General features: G+C 60.9%; 23 protein-coding genes, 4 pseudogenes and 1 riboswitch. Of the genes and pseudogenes, 18 read left to right on the forward strand and 9 right to left on the reverse strand.

Going from position 1 to position 25,782, the window contains the following annotated elements; genetic code table 11:
- Positions 1 to 196: 196 nt before the first annotated feature.
- From NKH78_RS31815 to NKH78_RS31825, 3 genes are all read right to left on the reverse strand, one after another.
- Entirely contained in the window at positions 197 to 1,027 is an 831-nt protein-coding gene (locus NKH78_RS31815) for a hypothetical protein (RefSeq protein ID WP_502899886.1), read from the reverse strand.
- The gene (locus tag NKH78_RS31820; RefSeq protein WP_352885104.1) at positions 1,024 to 1,950 is read right to left on the reverse strand and encodes an ArdC family protein; all 927 of its coding nucleotides are present in this window, start codon (positions 1,948 to 1,950) and stop codon (positions 1,024 to 1,026) included. The genes NKH78_RS31815 and NKH78_RS31820 overlap by 4 nt, the downstream gene beginning before the upstream one ends.
- Before the next feature lie 656 nt (positions 1,951 to 2,606).
- Entirely contained in the window at positions 2,607 to 2,879 is a 273-nt protein-coding gene (locus tag NKH78_RS31825) for a hypothetical protein (RefSeq protein WP_352885105.1), read from the reverse strand.
- A 348-nt stretch (positions 2,880 to 3,227) separates the two neighbouring features.
- Here NKH78_RS31825 and NKH78_RS31830 point away from each other — a divergent pair, with 348 nt between their 5' ends.
- Positions 3,228 to 4,883, forward strand: a complete 1,656-nt coding sequence (locus NKH78_RS31830; RefSeq protein ID WP_502899887.1) for an MFS transporter — start codon at positions 3,228 to 3,230, stop codon at positions 4,881 to 4,883.
- A 348-nt stretch (positions 4,884 to 5,231) separates the two neighbouring features.
- Here the strand turns inward: NKH78_RS31830 and NKH78_RS31835 are convergent.
- Both NKH78_RS31835 and NKH78_RS31840 read right to left on the reverse strand, forming a co-directional pair.
- Positions 5,232 to 5,735, reverse strand: a pseudogene (locus NKH78_RS31835) (valine--tRNA ligase); the annotation flags it as partial.
- A gap of 44 nt (positions 5,736 to 5,779) precedes the next feature.
- Positions 5,780 to 7,735: a putative bifunctional diguanylate cyclase/phosphodiesterase gene (locus tag NKH78_RS31840; RefSeq protein ID WP_352885130.1), complete on the reverse strand. Its 1,956-nt coding sequence runs from the start codon at positions 7,733 to 7,735 to the stop codon at positions 5,780 to 5,782.
- A 162-nt stretch (positions 7,736 to 7,897) separates the two neighbouring features.
- On the opposite strand from NKH78_RS31840, the pseudogene NKH78_RS31845 reads away from it, so the two are divergent.
- From NKH78_RS31845 to ald, 10 genes and pseudogenes are all read left to right on the forward strand, one after another.
- Positions 7,898 to 7,984, forward strand: a pseudogene (locus tag NKH78_RS31845) (6-carboxytetrahydropterin synthase QueD); the annotation flags it as partial.
- Positions 7,981 to 8,716, forward strand: a pseudogene (queE, locus tag NKH78_RS31850) (7-carboxy-7-deazaguanine synthase QueE). The pseudogenes NKH78_RS31845 and queE, both read left to right, overlap by 4 nt.
- Before the next feature lie 330 nt (positions 8,717 to 9,046).
- Positions 9,047 to 9,163, forward strand: a riboswitch (TPP riboswitch).
- A gap of 104 nt (positions 9,164 to 9,267) precedes the next feature.
- Positions 9,268 to 11,103, forward strand: a complete 1,836-nt coding sequence (gene thiC, locus NKH78_RS31855) for a phosphomethylpyrimidine synthase ThiC (RefSeq protein ID WP_352885106.1) — start codon at positions 9,268 to 9,270, stop codon at positions 11,101 to 11,103.
- On the forward strand, positions 11,100 to 12,101 hold the full coding sequence (gene thiO, locus NKH78_RS31860; RefSeq protein ID WP_352885107.1) for a glycine oxidase ThiO: 1,002 nt from the start codon (positions 11,100 to 11,102) through the stop codon (positions 12,099 to 12,101). The genes thiC and thiO overlap by 4 nt, the downstream gene beginning before the upstream one ends.
- Complete coding sequence (gene thiS / locus NKH78_RS31865; protein ID WP_352885109.1) at positions 12,070 to 12,267, forward strand: sulfur carrier protein ThiS; 198 nt, start codon at positions 12,070 to 12,072, stop codon at positions 12,265 to 12,267. The genes thiO and thiS overlap by 32 nt, the downstream gene beginning before the upstream one ends.
- 1 nt (position 12,268) lies before the next feature.
- Positions 12,269 to 13,042 (forward strand): thiazole synthase, encoded by a 774-nt coding sequence (locus tag NKH78_RS31870; protein WP_352885111.1) that lies wholly within the window; start codon positions 12,269 to 12,271, stop codon positions 13,040 to 13,042.
- Positions 13,039 to 13,644 carry a thiamine phosphate synthase gene (locus NKH78_RS31875; RefSeq protein WP_352885112.1) on the forward strand — a complete coding sequence of 202 codons (606 nt, stop codon included), beginning with the start codon at positions 13,039 to 13,041 and terminating at the stop codon, positions 13,642 to 13,644. Before NKH78_RS31870 ends, NKH78_RS31875 begins: the two co-directional genes overlap by 4 nt.
- Positions 13,635 to 14,402, forward strand: coding sequence for a hydroxymethylpyrimidine/phosphomethylpyrimidine kinase (locus tag NKH78_RS31880; RefSeq protein ID WP_352885131.1), 768 nt, complete (start codon positions 13,635 to 13,637; stop codon positions 14,400 to 14,402). The genes NKH78_RS31875 and NKH78_RS31880 overlap by 10 nt, the downstream gene beginning before the upstream one ends.
- A 50-nt stretch (positions 14,403 to 14,452) precedes the next feature.
- On the forward strand, positions 14,453 to 14,653 hold the full coding sequence (locus NKH78_RS31885) for a hypothetical protein (protein ID WP_352885113.1): 201 nt from the start codon (positions 14,453 to 14,455) through the stop codon (positions 14,651 to 14,653).
- A 29-nt stretch (positions 14,654 to 14,682) separates the two neighbouring features.
- Positions 14,683 to 15,798, forward strand: a complete 1,116-nt coding sequence (ald, locus tag NKH78_RS31890; RefSeq protein WP_352885114.1) for an alanine dehydrogenase — start codon at positions 14,683 to 14,685, stop codon at positions 15,796 to 15,798.
- Positions 15,799 to 16,184: 386 nt separating this feature from the next.
- On the opposite strand, the gene NKH78_RS31895 is transcribed toward ald, so the two are convergent.
- Complete coding sequence (locus NKH78_RS31895; RefSeq protein WP_352885135.1) at positions 16,185 to 16,631, reverse strand: hypothetical protein; 447 nt, start codon at positions 16,629 to 16,631, stop codon at positions 16,185 to 16,187.
- Between NKH78_RS31895 and NKH78_RS31900 the strand changes: the two genes are divergently transcribed.
- From NKH78_RS31900 to NKH78_RS31930, 7 genes are all read left to right on the forward strand, one after another.
- Positions 16,519 to 17,568, forward strand: a complete 1,050-nt coding sequence (locus NKH78_RS31900; protein WP_502899888.1) for an ABC transporter substrate-binding protein — start codon at positions 16,519 to 16,521, stop codon at positions 17,566 to 17,568. The genes NKH78_RS31895 and NKH78_RS31900 overlap by 113 nt on opposite strands.
- Positions 17,569 to 17,600: 32 nt before the next feature.
- Positions 17,601 to 18,473, forward strand: coding sequence for an ABC transporter permease (locus NKH78_RS31905; protein WP_352885116.1), 873 nt, complete (start codon positions 17,601 to 17,603; stop codon positions 18,471 to 18,473).
- Positions 18,449 to 19,195 carry an ABC transporter ATP-binding protein gene (locus tag NKH78_RS31910; protein WP_352885118.1) on the forward strand — a complete coding sequence of 249 codons (747 nt, stop codon included), beginning with the start codon at positions 18,449 to 18,451 and terminating at the stop codon, positions 19,193 to 19,195. Before NKH78_RS31905 ends, NKH78_RS31910 begins: the two co-directional genes overlap by 25 nt.
- A 48-nt stretch (positions 19,196 to 19,243) precedes the next feature.
- A complete protein-coding gene (locus NKH78_RS31915; RefSeq protein ID WP_352885120.1) occupies positions 19,244 to 20,590 on the forward strand; it encodes an LLM class flavin-dependent oxidoreductase in 1,347 nt (448 codons plus the stop codon).
- 285 nt (positions 20,591 to 20,875) lie between these two features.
- On the forward strand, positions 20,876 to 21,118 hold the full coding sequence (locus NKH78_RS31920) for a hypothetical protein (RefSeq protein ID WP_352885122.1): 243 nt from the start codon (positions 20,876 to 20,878) through the stop codon (positions 21,116 to 21,118).
- Positions 21,119 to 21,388: 270 nt separating this feature from the next.
- Positions 21,389 to 21,976: a DUF309 domain-containing protein gene (locus NKH78_RS31925; protein ID WP_352885123.1), complete on the forward strand. Its 588-nt coding sequence runs from the start codon at positions 21,389 to 21,391 to the stop codon at positions 21,974 to 21,976.
- Positions 21,977 to 22,294: 318 nt separating this feature from the next.
- Positions 22,295 to 23,590 (forward strand): DUF2130 domain-containing protein, encoded by a 1,296-nt coding sequence (locus NKH78_RS31930; protein WP_352885125.1) that lies wholly within the window; start codon positions 22,295 to 22,297, stop codon positions 23,588 to 23,590.
- A 209-nt stretch (positions 23,591 to 23,799) separates the two neighbouring features.
- Here NKH78_RS31930 and ltrA read toward each other — a convergent pair whose 3' ends face one another.
- From ltrA to NKH78_RS31945, 3 genes and pseudogenes are all read right to left on the reverse strand, one after another.
- Positions 23,800 to 24,846 carry a group II intron reverse transcriptase/maturase gene (ltrA, locus tag NKH78_RS31935; protein ID WP_352885133.1) on the reverse strand — a complete coding sequence of 349 codons (1,047 nt, stop codon included), beginning with the start codon at positions 24,844 to 24,846 and terminating at the stop codon, positions 23,800 to 23,802.
- On the reverse strand, positions 24,731 to 25,243 hold the full coding sequence (locus NKH78_RS31940) for a hypothetical protein (RefSeq protein WP_352885127.1): 513 nt from the start codon (positions 25,241 to 25,243) through the stop codon (positions 24,731 to 24,733). The genes ltrA and NKH78_RS31940 overlap by 116 nt, the downstream gene beginning before the upstream one ends.
- A gap of 458 nt (positions 25,244 to 25,701) precedes the next feature.
- A pseudogene (locus NKH78_RS31945) lies at positions 25,702 to 25,782 on the reverse strand (DUF736 domain-containing protein); the annotation flags it as partial.

Consider the following 25,782-nt stretch of genomic DNA (forward strand, 5'->3'; position numbering starts at 1 on the left):
CCGCGTACACGGCCATGGAAATACGCCTCTCGGGCTGGACGTCGGCACGGGCCGGCTGATCTGGCTCGGCCCGCTGGGGCCTACCCGAACTGACCGGTGCCACGGCTGGGTCTTCAGCGGGCGGCAGGGCGCCGGTGTGCTGAAGCCAGCGACGTGTGCCAGGCGGGACGATCAAAGACCGCACATGCCCTCGCATTCATTCGGCCAGAGGTCGAGCTGGCCGTGGTCGGCCGCTGTAGACAAATCGACTTCCTCGAGGGGAACGCCGGAGCGATGCAGGAAGACCTCGCCGCGTATGCCCCGCAGGCCGGTACGGATCGTCCACGGCATCGTCCCACGCCGCGCGGTCGTTATTGCGCATGGATCGCCATATGGCGTCACTGTGGTAGGGGCAGCCGATGCATGCGCTCTTCGGCGGTGTCGGATAGCCATGGCTTTTCAGCCACTCGAGACAATCCTTCCGGGTCATGCGGCTCTCGAAGAGGGGGAAGCGGTTAAGTTGCCAGGCTGCCCGGCTCGGCTTCATGCGCACAGCCTCGTCCATCGAGATTCCCAGCCACTGGTGAACGACGGGATATGTCGGGGAGCGTTTGTGCGTGAGACCAGCCAGTTCCCGCACCTTGCGGCGGATCGGGTCGATCTTGCTCGTGGTGGTGCATTGTCGCCTTATCATGCCGATCGAGATATTACCGCGGCGGTCGACGGTTCGGGTGAAAGCCGGGATCGACGCCCATCTCTTGCCTTCGCCAGCGGCAATCAGGCTCTCCCGAAGATTGAGGGCCGACACGATATGCACGGGAAACGGCAGAACGTTCGGCGACATCAGCCAGCGCAGATGCTCGTAGACCGAGGCAGGCTCCCAGCCGGTATCGGCGAAGATTGCACAATCCAATGAGCCGAAATGCCCATGAGCGGCCATCAGCGCGAGCGTGGTGGATTGGACCCCTGCCCCGAGGCTGAGCACACGTAGGCGGATGGGGGATGGCTCGGCGCCACCCCCGACATGGATCGGAGAATGCAGCATCATGCAGCCTCCGCGATCTGCGTCGCATTCGGCTGGAGATCATGCAGATAGTTGACCGCACGCTGGGCATGGGCCGCTGCGGCAAAGATGAATCGCTTCTCGTTCCTGAGAATTTCGAGCCAGCTTGCCAGGTAGCTGGCATGATCAGCCCGCGGCTCGAGCTCTGGCACGATGCCGAGGTCAGCTGCTAAAAAGCAGCCGCCAAGGTCGGCGACCAGCTCTTCATGGGCTCTGAACGAGCGATCCTTGTGATAACGGGAGAGGTTGCGATCAAGCCGCTTTTCCGACCCGACCCAATGGGTCATTTCATGTCCCAGGGTCGCATAGTAGCTGGGCCCGTCGCGGAAACTCTCGAACGGCGGCATTTGCACAATATCAAGAGCCGGATTGAAATACGCCCTGTCGCCACCGTGGCGGATGACGGCTCCGGTATTTGCGAAAAAGACATCCGCGTGTTCGATTCGTTCCACCGGATCGGATACGGGCGCGGGATTGCCGTAATACTGCGCGGGCAAGCCTTCTATCTGGTCGGCACAAAACACCGTATAGGCCTTGAGGAACGCGATCCCGCGCTCGACCTCTTCGCCTTGGGCATCGGTTTCGGTGCGTACGATGCGACTGGCATAGACAACCATCGAGCCGGTCTCGCCTTTGCGGACATGACCGCCCAGCTCGACGCTCTGCTTGAAAGTCATCCAAGTCGGGGAAACGAAACCCCTCGAAACCGCCTCCGACCAGAGAAGCAGGGTATTGATCCCCTGATATGGCAATCCATTGTGACGCAACGGGCGCGTGATACGCCCCGTGGTGTTCGCCGCGCTCCACGGCTTCACCCACGGTCGCACGCCTTTTTCCAGATCCGCGACGATGCGGTCGGTGATCTTCGCGTAGATATCGACGCGGGATTTGTTGCTCTTCCTGTCCATTTGCCGAACCTCCATTCGAGGCCGCGCCAATCGCGGCCGTCACGAGGTCCGACAGCGCAGGACCGCAGGTCCGCGAACCCGCTGAAGATCAATCGGAAGGAAGGGACACGTCGCTTGAGGGCCGCAACGTTAGTGGAGGACGGCGAAGCCGTTTAGCGGAACGAGGACCGGAGCAGGACCAACATTCGTGACGACCGCGGTTGGCCCGGCCGCATCAGGGGGTCTTCCTGCTTTTCTCATCTATTGCTTTTAGGGGAACCACCGTTGAGCACGGGCTTCGATGATCAGTCGTCGACCAGCCAGTCAGGGAGGTCTCCAGATCCGTCTGCCGGACCTCCTTCGGTCCATTCTCAGCACCCTGCGATCAGCACGAACATTCCAAGCGCAAATTTTGGAGCTGAGAGAGGATCCTCACCGTTCTTGCACAGCTGCATTGCAAAAATGTATTTGCGCATTGCACAACTTTTAGCCCCTAAGGCAACACCGAGGCACGCGATGGTCTCCTCCCATTCCATCGTGTCAGCTGTTCCCCTCTGGAGGTTTAAACCTTCACGCCTAAAGAGCCTCGGTTTTCCGATGGCCCTATTTTTTGGCGGTCGGAACGTCGTTGATTGGAACGCGGCGCGATCGCCGCTTCAGCCATCAGCCTTTGGGTGTCATTTCCCCCTGGCGGAATCGACTCCTTCCGACAAAAGCCTGACCTTTGCCAGTCTTCTACGGGCAAGCGTTCGCGCCAAAAGATCAAAGCCGCGTCCGTAACATTCAACAATGAAAGCCAATGTCATGAGATCGAGCAGAAAGTCGTCGATCGCATGTGTGAGCGCATCAGACCTTTGTTCAAGCTGAAGTAGCAAGGCGCGCGCCTCTTCGATCGCGGCCCGGCAATCGTCTGCGTCTATCAGGGAATCGATCCTGTCAAAGATCTGCAAGCCTCACTCTCCCCAAGCCACACTCAGCGCATCGAACGCCGCTGATGAGTGAGTTTTCAACGAAAGAACATGGCGCGTCTCGCGAAAAGGCATCGCTCGGCAAAGTGCCCGTTGATGAAGCATGCTGCGTCAAACGACAAGCAAGAATCCGGGCTCCACCGAGGTGATGTCTTCGAAGCCGGGGTGAGCCGGCTCGGGCCTGCGTCTCGGCCGCAAAACACTGGTCAGAAGGAACTGTGGCCGCATTCGTCGGAAGCAAAACAGTTTCTCTCAATGTTGCCAGCCGCCACGGTTCAGTCGAGATTACATGCGAAACGGCCGATAACGGAAAGCAAAGGCTCGCAAAAAATGAGTAGAGTAGCTGGATCAGTTGAAGATTTGGCTGCGCCGACGACGTTTGCGCCCCTCATGCAGCCGACCTTTCGTTCGATCTGGCTCGCCACCCAGGTCTCTTCTCTCGGCTGGTTGATGCAGACTGTTGCCATCAGCTGGCTGATGGCAACGATCTCGACTTCCGATCTGATGGTTGCGTTGGTGCAGGCTTCATCGAACCTCCCCGCTTTCATTCTATCCGTGTTCGCCGGAGTTCTCGCCGACAATTTCAGCCGGCGCCGGGTCATGTTCGCCGGTCGCTGCCTTATGGTGATTGCCTCCGCGATGCTGACCGCGTCCGTGGCGCTGGGCTTTGTCAATCCGTGGATGATCCTCGGCTTCAGCTTTTTGATCGCATCTGGTGGCGCTCTCAACGATCCAGCCTGGCAAGCGTCTGTCGGCGATATCGTGAACCGACGCGATGTTCCCGCGGCCGTCACCTTGCTCTCCGTCGGTTTCAACACTGTAAGGACCGTGGGCCCGGCACTCGGCGGCATCGTGGTTGCTTCGTTTGGGCTTATGACGGCTTTCGCCGTGACCACGCTCACCTACCTGGTCCCTCTGGCCACCATATGGCGCTGCAAGTGGAAGGTTCGTTCTTCGCCTCTTCCACGCGAGTCGATGAGGACGGCGATCTATGACGGGCTGCGCTTCACGGCGATGTCATCGGAAATCAAGGCGGCGATCGCGCGCGGTACCCTCTTTGGCTTGGCGAGCATCGCCATACTCGCGCTGCTGCCGGTGGTTGTCCGCGATCAGTTGGGAGGAGGACCGCTCGCCTATGGCGCGCTCATGGCCGGCTTCGGGACCGGCGCCGTCTTCGCTGGCATCTCCAACAGCCTGTTCAGACGGAGCTTGTCGCAAGAAAAGCTGATGAGGCTCTCCTGCGTCGCCTGCGCGGCGTGCTCGCTTTCCCTGGCACTGACGTCTTCGATTGCGGTGGCGGCAATTGCACTTGCTTTGGGCGGCGCGGGTTGGGTCACCGCCTGGTCCGGGGTTGGCGTGAGCGTGCAGCTGGCAAGCCCGCGCTGGGTCGTGGGGCGCACGATCTCCATCTACTATGCATTGATAGACGGCGGCATAGCGGCCGGCAGCTGGGTGTGGGGCACCGTTTCCCAGAACCATTCGCTGACCTGGGCGCTGGAGGGCTCCGCTGGAGCCCTGTTGCTCGTCGCCGCAGCCGGCGTTCTGTTTCCTCTTCGAGAGCGCCGCGACTCCGAGCCCGATCCTTTGGGCGAATTCAATGCCCCAGCTGTCGCTCTCAGTTTGAAGCCGAGAAGCGGCCCGATCGTGGTCAAGATCGAATATCTGATAGCCGAGAAAAATCTCGAGGCCTTCCTCGACCTCATGCGGCAGCGGCGTCATGTACACAGCCGCGTCGGTGCTCGGAACTGGACGCTCCAGCGCAACCTTCAGAAGCCTATGCAATGGACAGAAACGTTCCGCACGCCGACCTGGACGGACTACCTTCGGTTAAACCATCGTCTCACGGAAGTAGACAAGGAACTGGACGAACGAGTCTTCCAGCTGCACGCGGCAGAGTCCCCGCCTCAGATGACACTTTCCATCGAGCGGCCGACAAGCTCGGCCCGCAAGCCCGAGCACTCAGTTTTTCGCCATCCCCGTCATTGAAGCCCGGCCGGCACATATCTGGGCATCAGCGATCGCTTACCTATCGCGCTCAAATGGTGCGGGGCGGAGGCGGACGATCCACCAAGATTCGATGGTCAATGGCGGAGAAGAACAATAGGCTGCGAGTGCGATCGATCGGCCCCGCCTTGAAGAGCATCGACAGCCAAGCCGCCGCGAGTTGTCTATAAAACAGGACTGCAGAGGACACATCGACTGCTCCAGGATTGAAGCTGCCGTGTCGAACTGTCCATGACAAACGAAGGAAAACTGCTTGTTTCTGCTTGCGGAGCCTGGGACCCAACAGCACGCGACTATCGCCGCGTGCCGAGCCTGAGTTTGAAGTCTTCCTCAGGCCGCTTCGCAGATCCGGGCCAATGCAACCTTGAGGCTGGCATTTTGTCCCTCCAGTTCGCCGAGACGCTCACGTTCGGCGGCGACCACATCCGGTTTCGCGTTGGCAACGAACTTTTCGTTCGAAAGCTTGCCGCAAATACGAGCGGTCTCCTGCTCGGTGTTTGCAATCGCCTTCTCGAGACGCGCCTTTTCAGCAGACACGTCGATCAGGCTCCCGAGAGCAAGGCAGATGGTCGCCTCGTCGAGCACACCCTTGGGTGCCGCGTCGGCGAGCGAGATGTCGCCGACGCGCGCCAGCCGCTTCATCGCCGAGTCCTGGCGAACCAGCCTTTCGCGTGTCAAATCGTTGGCGCCGACCACGAGAAGCGGCGCTATCGCCGCCGGCGGCACGTTCATCTCCGAGCGCGCGGAACGGAAGCCGGAGACGAGGTCGACCAGCCAGTTGATCCTCGGCGGCCGCTTCGGCGTGTTCGAATCCGGCGGGGGCCAGGCGGCATGCATGCCCAACCCGACCATCGCCGCCAAAGTGCCAGTCCTGCAATTCAAGGACTTAGCTTCTGACTACACGGCTTCTCAGCAATGCCAGGAATGTCGTCTATCCGGACAGGTTTCCCGATCAAATAGCCTTGAGCTTCATCGCATCTGACGCGGCGCAGAAAGTCGAGCTGTTCGGGAGTTTCTACGCCTTCGGCTGTTACCTCGATTCGAAGCTCGTGCGCCAACTCAACCAGTGATCTTACAATCGCGCCGCAGTCGGCATCAGTCAGCATATCTTGGACAAAAGATCGGTCGATCTTGAGCCGCGAAAGAGGCAGTTTACGAAGGTAAGTGAGTGACGAATAGCCGGTGCCAAAATCGTCAAGAGCAACTGTGACGGATAGCGAAACTAACGATTGTAATAATGAAATCGTTTCTTGAAAATTCGAAATCAGCACAGTTTCTGTGATCTCGACCTCCAGTCTTCGGGGCTCCAACCCGGCTTCAGCCAAGGCCACTTCAATTCCATCCAGCAAGGCCTTGTTCTTAAGCTGCACTACCGACAAATTGACGGAGACCCGCAAGTCGCGCGGCCAGCGCGCAGCCGCCAAACAAGCCGTTTTGATGACCCAGTATCCGATGGAGTGAATCAAACCCGTTTCTTCAGCGATGGTTATGAACTCCGACGGAGGGATCGCGCCAAGGGTCGGATGCTGCCACCGCAGCAGGGCTTCAAAACCTCGAATGCGATCGATCGCGAGATCGAGAAAGGGTTGAAATGCGAGCGAAAGCTGGTCATTGGCCAGCGCAGAAGCCAGATCGCGTTCAAGGGCATGGCGCCTTGCAGCAGCTTCATCGTCGCATGGGCTGAAGAACTGGATGGACCCCGCCAGCGTCTTAGCCCTGTATAGCGCGGTGTCGACGCACCGCAGGAGTTGGTTGGTATCCAAACCGTCCGTGGGCGCCCGAGCGATACCGAGAGAGGCCTTGCAATATATTTCGCGTCCTTCGATCAAGAAAGGGGCGCGCATGCCATCTATAATCTGTTTGGCTAAGGACCTGATTTGATCTGGCCTGATATCGCGCGTAGCGATTATTGCAAATTCATCCCCCTCCAATCTCGCGATGCTATCGCTCTCCCGCGTCGATTTCCGAAGTCTCGCAGCCACTTCGACCAAAAGGGCATCCGCCATTGGTCGGCCAAAGCGGTCATTCACCTCGTCGAAATTGTTAAGATCGAACAAAAGTAACGCAAAGTGCTGGTCAAACTGCTTTGCGTCCACCAACGCGTTCTCCAACCGCTCATTGAAGCTGAACCGGTTCGGCAAACTCGTTAGAACATCCCTGCGAATGGCACTTTCGCTTTCCGCTTGCAGAATGAAGCGTTGGGTGAATTCGACTGCGTGGGCAAGCACTGCACGAAACAGCGTGATGGCGTAACTCACTATCAGGATTGCGACGGGCAGATTGACCGCGTCTCCCGCCCCCACAATCGCAACCGCCGAACCGAGGAAGATCGGTAGCGTATACGCGATGGCCGCAATAGGAATCGTGGAAAAAGAAGCGGCACCGCCTGCGATCATCCCCGCGCTCAGGCAGGTAATGACGACCTGGGCTGCGCTTGTTGCCCCGCTGAAGAACAGAACGGGAAGTGCTCCCCACCAGGTGCCGAACAAGAACGCGTTCCGCACCAGGTTTTGCGTTGTCCGGCGAGACACTGACCTTGGTTTGACTGACTGAAACGATGATCTCGCTCTTAGGCCTACGAACCCAGCGGCGACGATGATAACACTCGCCCAGAGGACGGCTTTCGTTTGGTCGGGCGAGCCCCAAACCGCCATAACAAAAGTGGCCGCATTGAGTATGTTCGCAACCATGCCAAGAGGCGTGTTGCGAAGCACGATACTGACCTGCTCCGCTCGTATTCGGCCGGCAAGCGGTTCAATTGTCGAGGGTCCGCCAAAAGCCCGCAGATCTCCCGCCAGAAGGTCACCGAACCTTGCGGTAGACAGACGCTGCATCACTCTGTCACTCCCCCGCCCTAGAGTAGTCGCTGCGTGTTGGTCCCCTAGCACCGAACAATTCGGAAAAGGTAAATTTTGACCGCAAAATTGGGAAACCAAGGGGTCCCAAATTCGAAGATAACGAAAAACGCAACGCTCCCTTGCGAAATCGCCCCCCTCTACGACTGGTGCAAGGTGAGGCTACCCGAAACCTCCGCTGCGCGGGTGAGCGAGACACCGAAAACCTGGGCGGAATACCGGCCATGACCTGCACGCTGGATCCCGGAATCCAAGTGAGCGAGATCTTCGGCCCGACCATCCATGGTGAAGGCATGCTTGTCGGCTTGCCGACGGTGTTCGTTCGAACGGGCGGATGCGATTATCGCTGTTCCTGGTGCGACAGCCTGCATGCCGTGGACAATCGCTTCCGCCATGAATGGAAGACCATGTCCACAGACGCGATCCGGCAAGAGGTCAATGCGCTTCGGGTGGCCGACCAATAATGGTGTCGCTATCAGGCGGCAATCGGGCCATCCAGCCGCTCGGCGCGTTGATCGAACACGGACATCGGAACGGCTACCGCTTTGCGTCGGAAACCCAAGGTTCCGTGGCCAGGGACTGGTTTGCCGAGCTTGATGCCCTGATTCTAAGCCCAAAGCCGCCATCGAGCGAAATGACGACCGATTGGGCTGCGTTCGAGGCGTGCGTCGAGGCGGCGAGGGATAAGCCGCAAATCGTGCTCAAGCTCGTGGTGTTCGACGAAAAGAGACTACGCCTATGCCAAGGATGCCGCCGCGCGTTATCCGCAACTGCCTGTGTATCTGCAGCCCGGCAACACACCGCCGCGCCGTTATGACGAAGAAGCGCTCATTGACCTGGACGGCATAATGAAACGCATGGAATGGTTGGTGGAAACGGTGACTCCGTGACAGATGGTTTGAGGCGCGCGTCCTGCCGCAGCTTCATATTCTGCTCTGGGGCAACAAAAGGGGCGTCTAGCCCGCGCAGTGCTGGTAGCTGGAATGCGCCTGGCCGAGGCGGCCTCTCCCGGTTGCGGAGCACTTCGTTCGGGCCACCTGCTATAGTAATTTTCGAGAATTTCGTGAAAATCTCCGAAGTAGTTTGCCGGCTTAAGATCATTGAACAAGCAGTTCCGTCGACGTCAATGTCACATCAAGTTTGACGAGGAAAATGCGGCTTTTGCCACACCTGCCCCGCGGTAACTTCTCCGCGACCCATGGCGAGCCCTTCCGCCCGATTTGATTGGCCGCCAGCCGTCGCCACGGCCCAAATGCGCTTGACAAACCGGAGCCGGCCCGTCCAACCTGAGGCATTCACCAGGGGAGTCCCGGCAAGGGGCTGAGATACTGCTGGCATTCGCGGCGCAGTGACCCGTTGAACCTGATCCAGTTCATACTGGCGTAGGGACGGTGCAAGCGCTTTGCGGGAGTTTACGCCCGAGGTCCTGTTTCGGCAGGTCGCTAGAAGCGTCTTTTCATCCTTCCGGCACAGAGCTGGGTCTCCAATGCAACGAGCAAAGGAGCCTCACGATGAATGTCCTCACCCCCGCCGTCTCGACGGGACCGCTGCCTGCCTCACGCAAAATCCACAAATCCGGTACCATCCACCCGCAGCTCAGGGTGCCGATGCGCGAAATCTCTGTCCATCCGACAGCCGGCGAGCCGCCCGTTACCGTCTACGATCCGTCGGGCCCCTATACCGACCCGGCTGTCGAAACCAGCATCGAAAAAGGCCTGGCCCGACTTCGCCACGAATGGATTACGGCGCGCGGCGATGTCGAGGCCTATGACGGCCGCCATGTCCGGCCGGAGGACAACGGATTCGCGACGGGCGAACGCCTGACGCCGGAATTTCCCATTCGCCACCGGCCGCTCAAGGCCAAAGCAGGCAAGGCGGTGACGCAGCTTGCCTATGCGCGCGCCGGCATCATCACACCCGAAATGGAGTTCGTCGCCATTCGCGAGAACCTTGGTCGCGAGATCCTGCACGGCAAGCTTGAGCGCGACGGCGAGGCTTTCGGCGCGACACTGCCCGATTTCGTCACCCCGGATTTCGTGCGTGATGAGGTGGCGCGCGGACGGGCGATCATTCCCGCCAACATTAACCACCCAGAGAGCGAGCCGATGATCATCGGCCGCAATTTCCTGGTCAAGATCAATGCCAATATCGGCAACTCCGCTGTCACCTCCTCGATGGCCGAAGAGGTCGAAAAGATGGTCTGGGCGATCCGCTGGGGCGCCGATACGGTGATGGACCTGTCGACCGGCCGCAACATCCACAACATCCGCGACTGGATCGTGCGCAACTCGCCGGTGCCGATCGGCACGGTGCCGCTCTACCAGGCGCTCGAGAAGGTTGGTGGCATTGCCGAGGATCTGACCTGGGAGGTGTACCGCGACACGCTGATCGAGCAGGCCGAACAGGGCGTCGACTATTTCACCATCCATGCGGGCGTGCGGCTGCATTACATCCCGCTGACCGTTGACCGGGTCACGGGTATCGTCTCGCGCGGCGGCTCGATCATGGCAAAATGGTGCCTGCACCATCACCGGGAAAGCTTCCTCTACGAGCATTTCGCGGAGATCTGCGACATCTGCCGCGCCTATGACGTCTCCTTCTCGCTCGGCGACGGCCTTCGTCCCGGCTCGATCGCCGATGCCAACGATGCGGCGCAGTTCGCCGAGCTGGAAACGCTTGGCGAGCTGACGAAGATCGCCTGGGCGAAGGATTGCCAGGTGATGATCGAAGGGCCTGGCCACGTGCCGATGCACAAGATCAAGCAGAACATGGACAAGCAACTCGCCGTTTGCGGCGAGGCGCCGTTCTATACGCTTGGCCCGCTGACGACCGACATCGCGCCGGGCTATGACCACATCACCTCCGGCATCGGCGCGGCGATGATCGGTTGGTTCGGCACCGCCATGCTCTGCTACGTCACGCCCAAGGAGCATCTCGGCCTTCCCGATCGCAACGACGTCAAGACGGGCGTCATCACCTACAAGATAGCCGCGCACGCCGCCGACCTGGCGAAGGGTCATCCGGCGGCGAAACTCAGGGATGATGCCCTTTCCCGCGCGCGCTTCGAGTTCCGCTGGGAGGACCAGTTCAACCTGTCGCTCGACCCCGAAACCGCGCGGTCCTTCCACGATCAGACCTTGCCCAAGGAGGCGCACAAGCTGGCGCATTTCTGCTCGATGTGCGGGCCGAAATTCTGCTCGATGCGAATTTCCCACGACATCCGCGCCGAGGCGCAGAAGGAGGGCATGGCGGCGATGGCGGCGAAATACCGCGAGGGCGGCGATCTCTACGTGCCGGCGGACGAGACCGGCGCACCGGCCATGCCACAGGCGCATGAGCCATCATGAAGGTGCTGGTCAAAGGGGCCGGCGTTGCCGGCCTCACCGCCGCCTTCGAGCTCGCCGCACGCGGCGCGGCGGTTTCCGTTGCCGAGACAAGGCCTGCCATCGAGGGCAATGCGTCGTGGTTCGCCGGTGGTATGCTCGCGCCATGGTGCGAGCGTGAAAGCGCCGCGCAGCCGGTGCTGGATCTCGGATGCGACGCCGCCGACTGGTGGGACGCCGCAACGCCCGGCTTGGTAACACGACGGGGAACGCTGGTCGTGGCCGCGCCGCGCGATGCGGGCGAGCTCGACCGGTTCGCCAGCCGCACGTCGGGCCATCGGCGTGTCGATGAAGACGAAATTGCGCTCCTGGAGCCCGACTTAGCCGGCCGCTTCCGCCGCGGATTGCTCTTCCCCGATGAGGGCCATCTCGATCCGCGCCAGGCGATGTCAGCACTTCATGACAAGCTCGTAGCCATGGGTGTTGAATTCCACTTCGGCGCCGACGCCCAGCATGTTTTTGGTTTCGATCGTCAGATCGATTGCACGGGAATGGCAGCCGCCGATGACAGGTTGCGTGGCGTTCGCGGCGAAATGCTGATCCTGCGCACCCCAGACATCTCGCTGTCGCGCCCGGTCAGGCTGCTGCATCCGCGCTTTCCACTCTATGCAGTGCCGCGCACCGACCACCGTTTCATGGTTGGAGCGACGATGATTGAAAGCCAGTCCGCCGGACCGGTTACGGCGCGCTCCATGTTGGAGCTGCTGGGCACCGCCTATGCCCTCCATCCGGCCTTTGGCGAGGCCGGGATTGTTGAAACCGGTGTCGGCGTCCGTCCAGCCTTTCCCGACAATTTGCCGCGCGCCGAAACGAAGGGTGAGATCATCGCGATCAACGGGCTTTATCGTCACGGCTTTCTCCTTGCGCCCGCCATGGCGCGCCAGGCTGCCAAGCTGGTTTTCAGTCAAGACAGAACCAAGGAGCTTGCTCATGAAACTGATGGTCAACGGCAAACAGCATGAGGTTGCCGCCACCACGCTGGCCGAGCTGCTTGCCGCGCTTGACTATGAGGGCGATTGGCTCGCGACCGCCGTCAACAACGACCTCGTGCACAAAGCCAGCCGGGCGGAATTCCAATTGAACGACGGCGACCGGATCGAAATCCTCTCGCCCATGCAGGGAGGCTAGCATGTTCGATCTTCTCGGGACGACGCTTCCCTCCCGCCTGCTTCTCGGCACGGCCCAATATCCTTCGCCGGCCATCCTTGCCGATGCAGTCAGGGCATCGGGCACCTCGGTGGTGACCGTCTCGTTGCGCCGTGAAATCGCAGGCGGCAGGGCTGGCGAAAAATTCTGGTCGTTGATCCGGTCGCTTGGTGTCAGAATCCTGCCCAACACTGCTGGCTGCCACTCCGTCAAGGAAGCGGTCACGACCGCACAAATGGCGCGCGAAGTCTTCGGCACGCCCTGGATCAAGCTCGAAGTGATCGGCAATCACGACACGCTGCAGCCGGACGTGTTCGGTCTGCTCCAAGCCGCCCGCATCCTGTGCGAGGACGGTTTTGCGGTGTTCCCGTATACTACCGACGACCTTGTCGTCGCCGAGCGGCTGCTTGCGGCGGGCTGCAAGGTCTTGATGCCCTGGTGCGCACCGATCGGTTCCGCCCTCGGGCCGGTCAACATCATGGCGCTGCGCTCGATGCGCGGACATTTCCCTGATGTCCCGCTGATCGTGGATGCTGGTCTCGGACGGCCATCGCACGCGGCAACAGTCATGGAGTTCGGCTTTGATGCCGTGCTCCTGAACACAGCGGTCGCCAAGGCGGCCGATCCGGTCGGCATGGCGCGTGCGTTCGGCAAGGCGGTCGACGCCGGTCGAGAAGCTTTCAGCTCGGGGATGCTCGAACCCCGCGACGTCGCGGTGTCATCGACACCAACATTCGGCAGGGCGGTTTTCTCATGAAGCTCGATCCGTTCTACCTGATCGTCGACAGCGCCGCCTGGATCGAACGCCTGGTGCCGCTTGGCGTCAAGCTGGTTCAGTTGCGCATCAAGGTTAGGGACGAGGCCACGCTGCGGACGGAAATCCGCCGCGCGAACGGCGTCTGCGCGGTCCATGGTTGCCAACTGATCGTCAACGACTATTGGCGCACGGCAATTGAGGAAGGCTGCGACTTCGTCCATCTCGGCCAGGAGGATTTGGCTGCGGCCGACCTGCTGGCGATTAAGTACGCCGGATTGAAGCTCGGGCTTTCCACGCACGATCATCTAGAACTGGAAACGGCCATCGCTGCCGAGCCCGACTATATCGCGCTCGGCCCCATCTATCCCACCGTCCTGAAGCAGATGAAATGGGCGCCGCAAGGGCTCGCGCGGATCAGCGCGTGGAAGCATCGGGTGGCGCCGATCCCATTGGTCGCCATTGGCGGCCTCAACCCCGACCGGCTCGACGGTGTTTTCGCGGCTGGTGTGGACAGCGCGGCGGTGGTCACCGACATCACGTTGAATGCCGATCCCGAAGCGCGCACGCGAGAATGGATCGAAAAGACAAAGCCATGGCGCTGAGGCGAGAACCGCATGTGCTCGTGGTCGGCGGATCAGACTCCAGCGGTGGGGCTGGAATTGCACGCGATATCGAGACGATCTCTTCCATTGGCGTGCGCACCTGCCTGGCCGTCACAGCGCTGACGGTGCAGACGCACGAAGCCGTGATGAAAATCCATCCTTCGCAGCCCGATCTTGTGGCCGATCAGATGCGCGCCGCGCTGCAGGCCAACAAGGTGGCGGCAATTAAGATCGGCATGCTCGCAACGGCTGAGATCGTCGTTGCCATTGCCGGCGTGCTGCGCGAAAATCTACAGGTGCCGGCAATACTCGACCCGGTGCTGGCCTCGACGTCAGGCCAGGCGCTGCTGGACGCAAGGGCCGTCGCCGTCATGAAATGCGACCTGATGCCCCTTTGCCGCCTCGTCACGCCCAATCTCATGGAGCTGGCGCTTCTTGTTGGCTTAGAGCCAGCGGTGGATGAAGGCGGCGCAGTGTGGCAAGGCCAGGAATTGCTGGCAGCCGGGATGCAGGCCCTGCTGATCAAGGGCGGCCACGCGGCGGGACCCCGATCGACCGATATTCTGTTGCACTTTGATCAAGAACCAATCCGCTTTGACACACCGCGACTTTCCGTATCGATGCGCGGGACGGGCTGCATGTTGGCCAGCGCGATTGCGGCGCATCTGGCGAACGCGAGATCACTTGAAGACAGCGTGCGTGAAGGCAAGCTGTTTGCTTTCAAGAGGCTCCAAAAGAATGCAGCCGGACGAAATTGACTTTGCCTCGATCAATCCAATCGCGGCCCCACAATCACGATATCCACGCTATGTCCGCGCATCGCAAGATGTCCGCCATCCTTCTGCAAAGCCTCGAGAATGGCGATATCGATCCTGTCCAGCGGCATTTTCGTGACGTGCGAAAATCCTGCGATTTCTCGCAACGATTATCGAAACGCGCGATCCCGCGCAAGCGCATTCGCAAACACCTGCGCAACGATTCATGGTTCACTACACTAGACAGGGAGTGAGCCCAAAAGGGCGGGATCAGGAGAAAAAGATGCGCGTCGGTTGCCCCCGGGAAATCAAGAACCATGAATACCGCGTCGGCCTGACACCGGGTTCGGTCCGTGAATATGTCGCGCATGGCCATGAAGTGCTGATCGAGACCGGCGCCGGCGCCGGCATCGGCGCCGATGACAACGCGTATCGCGCCGCCGGCGCCACGATTGCCAAAACGGCCGCCGACGTTTTTGCCAAGTCTGACATGATCGTGAAGGTCAAGGAGCCGCAGCCCAACGAATGGGTTCAGCTCCGCGACGGCCAGATCCTCTATACCTATCTGCATCTTGCTCCGGATCCGGAGCAGACCAAGGGTCTGCTGGCCGCCGGCGTGACCGCAATAGCTTACGAGACCGTCACCGACGAGCGCGGCGGCCTGCCGCTCTTGGCGCCGATGTCGGAAGTTGCCGGCCGCCTGTCGATCCAGGCGGGCGCCACGGCGCTGCAAAAGGCCAATGGCGGCCGCGGCGTTCTGCTTGGCGGCGTGCCCGGCGTGCTCCCCGGCAAGGTAACTGTGCTCGGCGGCGGCGTCGTCGGCCTGCATGCTGCACGGATGGCGGCAGGGCTTGGCGCCGACGTCACCATCATTGACCGCTCGATCCCGCGCCTGCGTCAGCTCGACGACATCTTTGGCGGCCGCGTTCACACCCGCTACTCGACCGTCGAGGCGCTGGAGGAAGAATGTTTTTCGGCTGACATAGTCGTCGGCGCCGTGCTGATCCCGGGGGCAGCAGCGCCCAAGCTGGTGACGCGCGAAATGCTGTCGGGCATGAAGAAAGGCGCCGTGCTGGTCGACGTCGCCATCGACCAGGGCGGTTGTTTCGAGACATCGCACGCCACCACCCATGCCGAGCCGACCTATGAAGTCGACGGCATCATCCATTATTGCGTCGCCAACATGCCGGGTGCGGTGCCGGTCACCTCGGCCCACGCGCTCAACAATGCGACGCTGCACTATGGCCTGCAGCTCGCCGACAAGGGCCTCAAGGCGCTGGTAGACGACCACCATCTGCGCAACGGGCTGAACGTCCACAAGGGCAAGATCACGAATCGCGCAGTGGCCGAAGCGCTCGGTTACGAGCTGGTCGAGCCGAAGGCCGTTCTCGCCGCCTGAGCTGTCCGAATCTGCCTCTCCAGTGCCCGTCGGATTCGTCCGACGGGTTTTTTTCGGTCAGACCTGTCTCCTCTCCCGTTTCCACCAACGTCCGCGGTGAAGCTTCATGCGCGAGACGCCGGTCGCCGATGAAGCTGATCGCGTTCTCACCAGACCGGCCTGACGAACTCCCTCCAGCCCCTCCCCGAGGCACAAGCTTTGGCGTCTCTGGCTGGTCGGTGCAATCGATCCCCTATCCGATCGTTACTGACGAACAGAAGAACCTGCCCCACCGACGGGTCAGATTCTGCCGCATTATTTGTGTCCTAGTCGTACAGGCGCCATTTTTATCTCGACCGCCTAATGATCACAGTTGAACTGTCACTGTGATACCAGCGTGCGCGGTCCTATGCGGCAATGCGTTCACGGCCGTCACGATCTGCAAGCTCGGGTCCGGTCGGCGCGCCGGTGCCAGCTCTGTCGTCAACAGCCCCCAGGCATCGGCTCGATACGGTCCAGGCATGAAGCTTCTGGATGAGCTTTGGTGGGGATGTTTCCTCGCCGAGGTGCTGCTTCGCAGTCCGAAGCTTTGTGAACGACGTGTGCCCAAAATGAGCATTGCAGGCGAACAGCTTTTCCTTCCGGCGGCAAAGAACAGCATCCGGTACTTTATAGTCTACGAAATTGATAGACATAATCAGATGAGCTTGGGCCTTATCAATTGGAGAGAGAGAGACGATGATGTTGGCTGGGAAGTTTTCGAGAAGGAAGTTTGGTGCATTGGTCGCCGCTTTGGCGGTAACCTTGGTCGCTTCTTCCTCCGCTTTCAGGGCCGAGGCGGGCAGTCCGGACACGGGTAAACTGCCGACCAAAATCCCGGAGGGCACTGTGCTTCGTATCGGCGATCCGGAGACGCAAAGGGCACTGGAACTCTCGGGTCTGATCGACCAGCTACCCTTCAAGGTTGAATGGGCCAACATCAGCGGCGGTCCGCAGACAATCGAAGCTTTTCGCGCCGATGCATTGGACGTCGGATCGGTCGCCGACATTCCGCCCATCCACGCGACCTGGACTGGGCTCAAGGTCAAGATCATTGCTGCGAAGTTCCGCAGGGATCCGGTTTCACACCCGATTTATCAACTCGGCATTGCGCCGGGCGTCGAGGTCAAGACGCTCGCGGATTTGCGCGGCAAACGGATCGCCTTCAGCCCTGGTCAGGCGCAAGGCGCGCTGGTGCTGAGGGTCCTGCAGGCCGTCGGCCTGAACAAGGAGGATGTAAATCTCATCGAACTGCCCAGCAAAGGCGATGCGTATCCGGTGGCACTTGCTAGCAAGCAAGTCGATGTGGCGCCGATCTGGGGCGTCCTCGTCAAGCGCTATCTGCGCCAGTATGGGGCGGACGGCGCCACCACCATCCCGCACGGCTTGCGTGATGATCCAGACCATCTTTACGCCCCGCAGGCCGTGCTCGACGACCCGGCCAAGGCTGCCGCTCTCGGCGAATATGTGCGCTATTGGGCACTTGCGGCCCGATGGGTAGAGCAGCACCCGAAAGAGTGGATCGAGGGCTACTACGTCGCCACCCAGGGCCTCAACAGCGAAGATGGCCAGTATCTCGTCGAAGCCGACGGACGGTTTGACATTCCATCCGACTGGAACGATGTGATCGTGCGCCAGCAAGCGACGATCGATCTCCTGGCCAAAGAGCTGAACAAGCCTCGTATCCAGGCCGAGGATCTTTTCGACAGGCGCTTCGAGACGATCGCCGCAAATGCGCTGAACGCGTCCTGACGACCTGCTTCCCAGCACTGGAGACGACGCAGATGAACGCAATCTCACATACCGCCGCAGTTGCACGCCCTATCCCTTACGAAAGGGGGTTGATTGCGCCCGCTGAACAGGCTCGCAAGGCGGGAACGAGGCGCCGCCTCGCCCTCGGACGGGCGATCCCGTTTGGCGCGATGATCGGGCCCGCACTGCTTCTCGTGATCTGGTCCATCGGCAGCGTCGCCGGTTTTATCGATCTACGAACGCTGCCGGCGCCTTGGTCGGTTGTCGGCACTGCCATCGATCTCATCGCCACAGGGAAGCTCCAGGATCATTTCATAACGTCTGCCTGGCGGGCAGCACAGGGGCTGGTCTTCGGCGTCCTGATCGGAACCACGCTTGCTCTCATTTCAGGGTTGTCGCGGTTGGGCGAGGCCATCATCGACGGCCCCGTTCAGATCAAACGGGCCATACCGACGCTGGCTCTGATCCCGCTGCTGATGCTGTGGTTCGGCATCGGCGAGGGCATGAAGGTGACGACCATCGCGCTGGCTGTCCTGATCCCGATCTATATCCAGACCCACAGCAGCTTGCGCGGCATAGACAGCCGATATGTTGAACTGGCCCAGACCCTCCGAATGGGCTACGGCGAATTCATCCGCCAGGTCATCCTGCCGGGCGCCCTTCCGGGCTTCTTCCTTGGCCTGCGTTTCGCGGTAACCTATGCTTGGCTGTCTCTGGTGGTGGTCGAACAGGTCAATGCCACGAGCGGCATCGGCTACATGATCGATCTCGCACGCAACTATGGCCAGACTGACATCGTCATCGTCGGTCTCGCCGTCTACGCGTTGCTCGGTCTCGCATCCGACGGCATCGTCCGCTTCTTCCAGGAAAGGTCCCTGTCATGGCGTCGCACCTTGGCGGATTGAGCGGCGCGCCCGTGGTGCGGGTCGAGAGCCTGGTGAGGCGTTTCGGGCCGCGAACCGTCCTCGACGGCCTCAGTCTCGACATCGAGAAGGGAGAGTTCGTCGCCCTTCTCGGCCGTAGCGGGTCGGGCAAGAGTACGCTGTTGCGCGCGCTCGCCGATCTCGATGACAAAGTCTCCGGGTCAGGGCGACTCGAAACACCCGATAAGAAATCTGTGGTGTTCCAGGATGCCCGACTGTTGCCATGGAAACGAGTGCTGGAGAATGTGGTTCTCGGTCTCGACTTACCGGACGCCGCCGAACGCGCACGGATAGCTCTCGAAGAGGTTGGCTTAAGCGGCCGCGAGACCGCATGGCCGGTCGAACTCTCTGGTGGCGAGCAGCAGCGCGTGGCATTGGCGCGCTCGCTGGTTCGTGATCCTGAGTTGCTGCTGGCGGATGAGCCGTTCGGCGCACTCGACGCGCTGACCCGCCTGCGCATGCACGATCTGCTGCGCCAGCTGTGTGCCCGTCACCAGCCGGCCGTCCTGCTGGTCACCCATGACGTGGACGAAGCCGTGACGCTGGCGGACCGGGTTTTGGTGCTCGATAATGGCGCGATCGCCGCCGACATCGTCATCGATGTCCCCACGCCACGCGATCATGGCAACCGCCGGTTCGGCGAGATCCGCTCCGAACTTCTGCGTCATCTCGGCGTCGAGACAAGGCCTGTGCTGCCCGTCTGAGCGTCCCAGGACTTGCCGCTCAGTGTCACCCCCAGGAGGACCAACAATATGCCTGCCGAAACACGACAGTTGAACCTCAACCTTTTCATCTATCCCGGCGGCCATCATGAAGCCGGCTGGCGCTACAAGGATTCCGCCCCTGAGAGAGTGCTGGACATCGCTTATTACCAGGAACTGGCGAAAAAGGCCGAGGCGAGCAAGTTCGACGCGCTGTTCTTCGCCGATGGGCCCGCGCTCGCCGACAACATCCGCTACGCGAGCCGCTTCAGGCTGGAGCCGCTGACATGGATTTCGGCGCTCGCCGCGGTGACTCAAAGAATAGGCTTCATCGCGACCGCCTCGACCACCTACAACGAACCCTACAACCTGGCCCGGCTGTTTGCTTCTGTCGATCATCTGAGCGGCGGCCGCGCCGGTTGGAACATCGTCACCACGGGCGATGGGTCGGCAGCGTTGAATTTCGGCTTTGATCGACATCCGACCCACGCCGACCGTTACGAGCGCGCCGGCGAATTCGTTGATGTGGTGACGAAGCTCTGGGACAGCTGGGAGGACGACGCGCTCGTCGCGGACCGGGAATCTGGAATTTTTGCCGACACCGACAAGATCCACCCAATCAACCACATCGGCAAATATCATCGTGTGAAGGGACCGCTGACGCTTCCGCGCTCGCCGCAGGGGCGGCCGGTCTATGTCCAGGCGGGTTCGTCGCAAGATGGACGGTCGTTCGCAAGCCGCTATGCCGAGGCGATATTCACAGCACATCAGACACTCGGCAACGCGCGGGAATTTTATGCCGACATCAAGGCGCGCGTGAAGTCGGTTGGCCGAAACCCCGACCACGTCAAGGTGTTGCCCGGCATCAGTCCCTTCATCGGTTCAACCAAGGCTGAAGCCCGCGCACTGCATGACGAGTTCAACGAGCTGACGCAGCCGGAATATTCTCTCGATCAGCTACGCCGCATCGTAGACGCCGACCTTTCCAGCTACGATCTGGACGGGCCATTTCCGCGCGAGCTCATCAGTGTCGAGGGCGAGCGCGGTGCGAGCAGCCGCTTCCACGTCGTACTCGACATCATCGAGCGCGAGAATCCGACCATCCGCCAGTTGCTCCACCGTCTCGCCGGCGCGCGCGGGCATTGGGTCCAGGCCGGGACGCCCGAACAGATCGCCGACAATATCCAGGAATGGTTCGACAACGGTGCGGCGGATGGTTTCAATGTCATGCCGCCCTATCTGCAGGGCGGGTTCGACGTATTCGCCGACGAGGTTGTGCCGATCTTGCGCAGGCGCGGACTTTTCCGGCACGACTATGATGGGGCAACGCTAAGAGACCATTTCGGTCTGCCCCGCCCTGACAATACGTTCAGCCAACCGCGAAAGGCGACCGCTTGAGCCACCTTCGCATCGAGCGTTTTCTCTTGGAGGGATTCGACCGGACACGGATGTCTCGTCCGCATCCCCCGGTCGATGTTTCGCGTCGTGACGCGCTCCGGGCACATATCCGGTCGGTTTCCGGTTCGGGCTCGGCCTTATTGGCTTGACGATAGCCGCCTCGGATAATCGTGTCCGCTTCCTTGACTATCTTGCCGGACTGTTTCGTCTCCTTCGCATTAGCGGAAGTTAAATTTCGAGTGTTTCGGCTTGCCGCAAATTAGGATCTCGGTGGCATAACTCCGCATGACTTTCGGGGTGCTGGCAGGAAGAGTGATGCGCGGGCGTGGGTGGATCAAGGCATTGCGTCAGGACGATGCCCGACAGGTGCGTGCGCACATTGCCGAACTGGAGCGCAACCTCATGGCGACCACACCTCAGGGACGCCATCGACGTTTCGAAGCCGGGAATGAACTTCGTATTGCGAAATTCCGCCTGGAGCGTCTCGAGGAATGCATCGCCGCAATAGCGGAGAAATGTGGGCGTTAGCGGAAGCTCGCCGCTCGAAGTTGCCGCGCGGTACGGCCGTGCTGTGCGTCGGCGCTGTAGTCACAAGGCCGGCCGTCTGACGCCGCTCGGTTGGGAGCATCTTTTCAAGCTGCGCTGGACGGCAGACGCGCAGGCGCATGAGACTGCCTGGAGACAACCCGCAAGTGGGGTCCGCAGTACCGGACGAGGGGCGACCGGCCTGCGGGTCCGCCCGTCGCGGCCAAATCGCCTCTATCGTAATTAATTGCCAAGTGACACTATTCGTCTTTGATGGCTACTGGTTCGACGTTGCGCCCGCGCTGGCTACCGGAAAAGAGCTTTCCGTCCTATGCGTATCTTCCCGGCCGGCAGCCGCATCCTGTGCGCGACCCTGCAGGACACAGCTATCACTGCGAAGCAATTCAGATTGCTGAAGAGGCGTCACTTGACTCGGACATGTTCCTCTGGGGTATCGACCTCTTCAATCATGGTTATTACTGGGAAGCCCATGAGGCTTGGGAAGGTCTTTGGCAGGTTGCAGATCGAGGCGCTCCGCTTCGGATGCTCTTCAAGGGATTGATCCTGTTATCGGCGGCCGGCGTGAAGATCCGCGAGGGCAAGCATGCGGCGGCGGTGCGTCATGCTGGACGCGCCGCGGCGCTCCTTCGTCGGTTGATGAACGCGCCGGATCGCGCCATCGAGCGTGCGCTCGGCATGTCACTCACAGTACTTGCCGAACAGGCCGAAGCCGCAGCAAGGATTCCGGCAGCCTTGCAGGCGACAATGCTGGGTCAGCCTCAAGCGGTGTTTGATTTCATTCTCGGGTCACGTTCCCGCGGAATGCCGATCAGGTCGCAAAAGAGAAACAGTCATTCGTAGAAGACGGTTAATTCACCGTTCCGTTTGCGGGCGAAGTGAACCGTCTGGCCCGTCGTGTCGAACCGCGGCTCGAAGGCGATCCGGGAGAATCCGGCTTTGAACCTTTGCTGAGGCCATCCCTGGCTTCATGGCGATCGAACTTGCCCCGATCGTAGGATGTTTGGCTCGAGCCGATGCAGACTGCTCAATTCGACGACGAAATTGCCGTTCCGTCCGCACGCTGGGGGATGCACTAGAGTTCACTATTTGTTCTTTTCCAAAAGCGGTCGATAATATATAGTCTGGGACTACATCAGCCCTCAGAGAGTCAGCCCGCCAATGACTGTCCAGCTCAGGATTCTCAATGAACCGACGATCAGCTGCCCGAGCTGCAAAACAGACATCAAGCTCAACGAGTCGCTTGCGGCGCCGCTGATTGCCGCCACCCGCGAGGAGTATGAACGGCGCTTGGCGCAGAGCAACGCGTCAATGGCAGATCGGGAGGAGGAGCTTAAACGCGAGCGGGCCGCCATCGACGCCGCCAAAGAGGACATCGGCAACCAGGTGGCTGAGCGAATCAAGCTTGAGCGTGCCGCAATCGCGGTCGAGGAAGCGCGCAAGGCAAAATTACTGCTTTCGGGAGACCTGGAGGACAGGGATAACAAGCTTGCCGAGCTGGAAGCGACGTTGAAGGCGCGCGACGAAAAGCTCGCCGAGGCCCAGCAGCAACAGGCGGAATTCCTGAAAAAGCAGCGTGCGCTTGACGATGAAAAGCGAGAGATGGCGCTGATCATCGAAAGGAAGATCCAGGAAGGATTGGACGCCGTTCGCGTAAAGGCGAGGTCCGAAGCCGAAGACGGCCTCAAAATGAAGGTTGCGGAGAAGGAAGAACAGATCGCCGGCATGCAGCGCCAGATCGAGGAGCTGAAGCGCCGGGCGGAACAGGGCTCCCAGCAGTTGCAGGGCGAGGTCCTCGAGCTTGAGTTGGAGTCTCTCATTGCCAGCCGATTCCCGATGGACACCATCGAACCGGTCGCCAAGGGCGAGTTCGGCGGAGATGTCCTGCACCGCGTGGTCGGACCGGCCGGCCAGCCATGCGGCGCCATTTTATGGGAATCGAAACGCACCAAGAACTGGAGCCAGGGCTGGCTTGGGAAGCTCAGAGGAGATCAACGAGCCGCGAAAGCGGATATCGCGCTGATGGTCTCGGAAGCGTTGCCTCCCGGCGTGGAAACCTTCGATCTTGTAGACGGAGTCTATGTCGCCCATCCCAAATGTGCGATCCCGATCGCTATCCTGCTTCGACAATCCCTGATCGAGCTGGCGAACTCCCGACTCGCCCAGGACGGCCAGGCCACCAAAATGGAACAAGTCTACGGCTATCTGACCGGTCCGCGGTTCCGCCACCGCGTCGAGGCGATCGTGGAGAAATTCTCCGATATGCAGGAGGACCTCGCCAAGGAACGCAAGGCCACAACACGCCTGTGGGCCAAGCGCGAGGCGCAGATCCAAGGGGTGATCGAGTCGACCGTCGGCATGTATGGTGACTTGCAGGGTATCGCTGGAAAAGTGATGCAAGAGATTGAGGGGCTGGATGTGCTGGCGCTTGAAGCCTCTTCGCCTGAAACCGAATAGGTGACCTTCACGCCGGCCAAGGCGATCAAGGACGCCCTCACAACGACTGAGCCGCAACCAGAGGAAGCGACCGAAAGACGGGGCTCAAGCCCCTCCTCCGCAACCATCGCTTCGTCACGCTGACTCCTTTCGCCTGCCGGCGTTCGTTTGGGAATCGAGTAGGGGGGGTTCCTCACGGTTCCCCCCTCTCACACCACCGGGCATACGTTCTACGTACCACGGCGGTTTCCGGCAATGTTCAACGCGGCATGATGTTTTGCGAGGCTGACCAGCCCTTGCTGATCGAGCCATGCGATGGTCATGGCTTCTGCAGCCTGCGGGCTGCCGGCCATTCGCCACCATCCTTTTCCGGACAGCGCCAGCCTCCATGCGCGCCATTCCGGCACGCCACATTTCCGGAGGAAAGTGGCGACCGCCATGGTGCGTTTGCATTGCTTGAGCCTGGCGCAGCGCAGCTTGCGACGGACCCACCCGTCGAGGTCGCGCAGAACCGAACTGGCTCGTGCATGCCGGAAGTACGTTACCCATCCCGTGGTGAAGGCGCTCACTTGCGCGATCATCTTTTCCAGGGATGTCCCCCGGTTCCGACGCATGATCTGGCGCAGGCGGTCCTTCATGCGCGCAAGGCTCTCCGGCGCAATGCCAAGCGAGCCTGTATTGCTGAGACGGTAGCCGAGGAACTTGCGTTCCCCGACCGGCGCGACCGCACTCTTTTGCCGGTTGACACGGAGCCGCAGCTCGCCTTCCAGAAAGGCAGTCACCGAGGTCATGACGCGCTCCCCCGCTGCCTGTGACCGCACATAGATGTTGCAATCGTCGGCATAGCGGCAGAACCGGTGACCCCGGCGCTCGAGCTCCTTGTCGAGGTCGTCCAGCAGAAGATTGCTGATCAGCGGCGAGAGAGGACCCCCTTGCGGGGTTCCTTCCTGCCGTTCGACGTGTACGCCATTTGCCAGCATACCCGCTTGCAAGAAGCGGCGGATAATGCCGAGCAGGCGTTTGTCGCCAATGCGCCGTGCCAGTCGTGACATCGTTACGTCGTGGTTCACTCGATCGAAGAACTTCTCCAAATCGAGATCGACGACGATCTGATGCCCTTCAGACACATACTCCCGGGCCTGACGCAGCGCGTCGTGCGCACTACGCCCCGGACGGAATCCATAGCTCGAGTCCGAGAATGTCGGATCGAACAGCGGTTCCAGGACTTGCAGTATCGCCTGCTGCACCAGCCGGTCCACCACCGTCGGAATGCCCAGTTGGCGCACTCCCTTTCCCCCGGGCTTGGGGATTTCCACCCCGCGCACCGGGTTGCGGACGGTAGCTGCCGTCAAGCAGCGAGACGATCAGCCCTTCACGGTTATCCGCAATCCAGCCACGCAGATCGGCGACGGTCATCCCGTCCACCCCCGGCGCGCCCTTGTTCGCTTTCACCCGCTTATAGGCCTGGTTCAGATTGGCCGAACTGGCCGCCTGCTCCATCATGTTACGCGTCAAGGCGAGGGTCTCGGCCCGTGCCGTGGGTGTTTGCCGCTCCTCGATCGTCCCAGCGCCGGTTCCGCCTTTGCCAGATACGCCGTGGCGCAGCGATGCCTTCTGGGCCTCGTCAAAGAGGTCCAGCTGCTTTGCGCTGCCTTGCTGCCGCTCCACACCCATCGAATGAACCCAGTCTTGCTCCTTGATTACCGGATTCAGCCCTTCACCCGGTCGCCCAGGCTACTATGGCTTCTGCTGACTTCTCCCGGCCCATCCGCCGACATCGCTGCCGCCGTACTCCGGATCGTCCGGAGAGGCCGGGAGATCTCCCAGGGTAAGACGTTGATCCTTCACTCGGCGCCGCCGGATTTACCTGTGCGCATGTCTGTCTGAATATCGGGCATCCCGGTCCAGTGGCCCGGTTACCCCCTCGCACCGGCCTTATATCCGGTTCCTGTTCGTCAGCTCCGAGTTTTGCCTCCGGCTTCCTCCCCACCCCGCCTCGCGGCGACGCAGTTGCCCTTGGCTAGCGGTTCCGTTCAGCCGGCCCGCAAAGGACTTACACCTCCAACATCAACGCCATGCCTGGCACACACGGCCGAAGGCCCCGCCTTGTGGCGGAGCCCTCGTCGAGGCGATCAGTCCCGGTTGGGGCGAGACCAGATCAGCTGCAGGCCTTCCTCGCCTTCCACCTCGATCAGGGTGGCGTAGATCGGAGC

This window comes from Mesorhizobium sp. M0910 (genome assembly GCF_040319465.1).
Classification (GTDB): domain Bacteria; phylum Pseudomonadota; class Alphaproteobacteria; order Rhizobiales; family Rhizobiaceae; genus Mesorhizobium.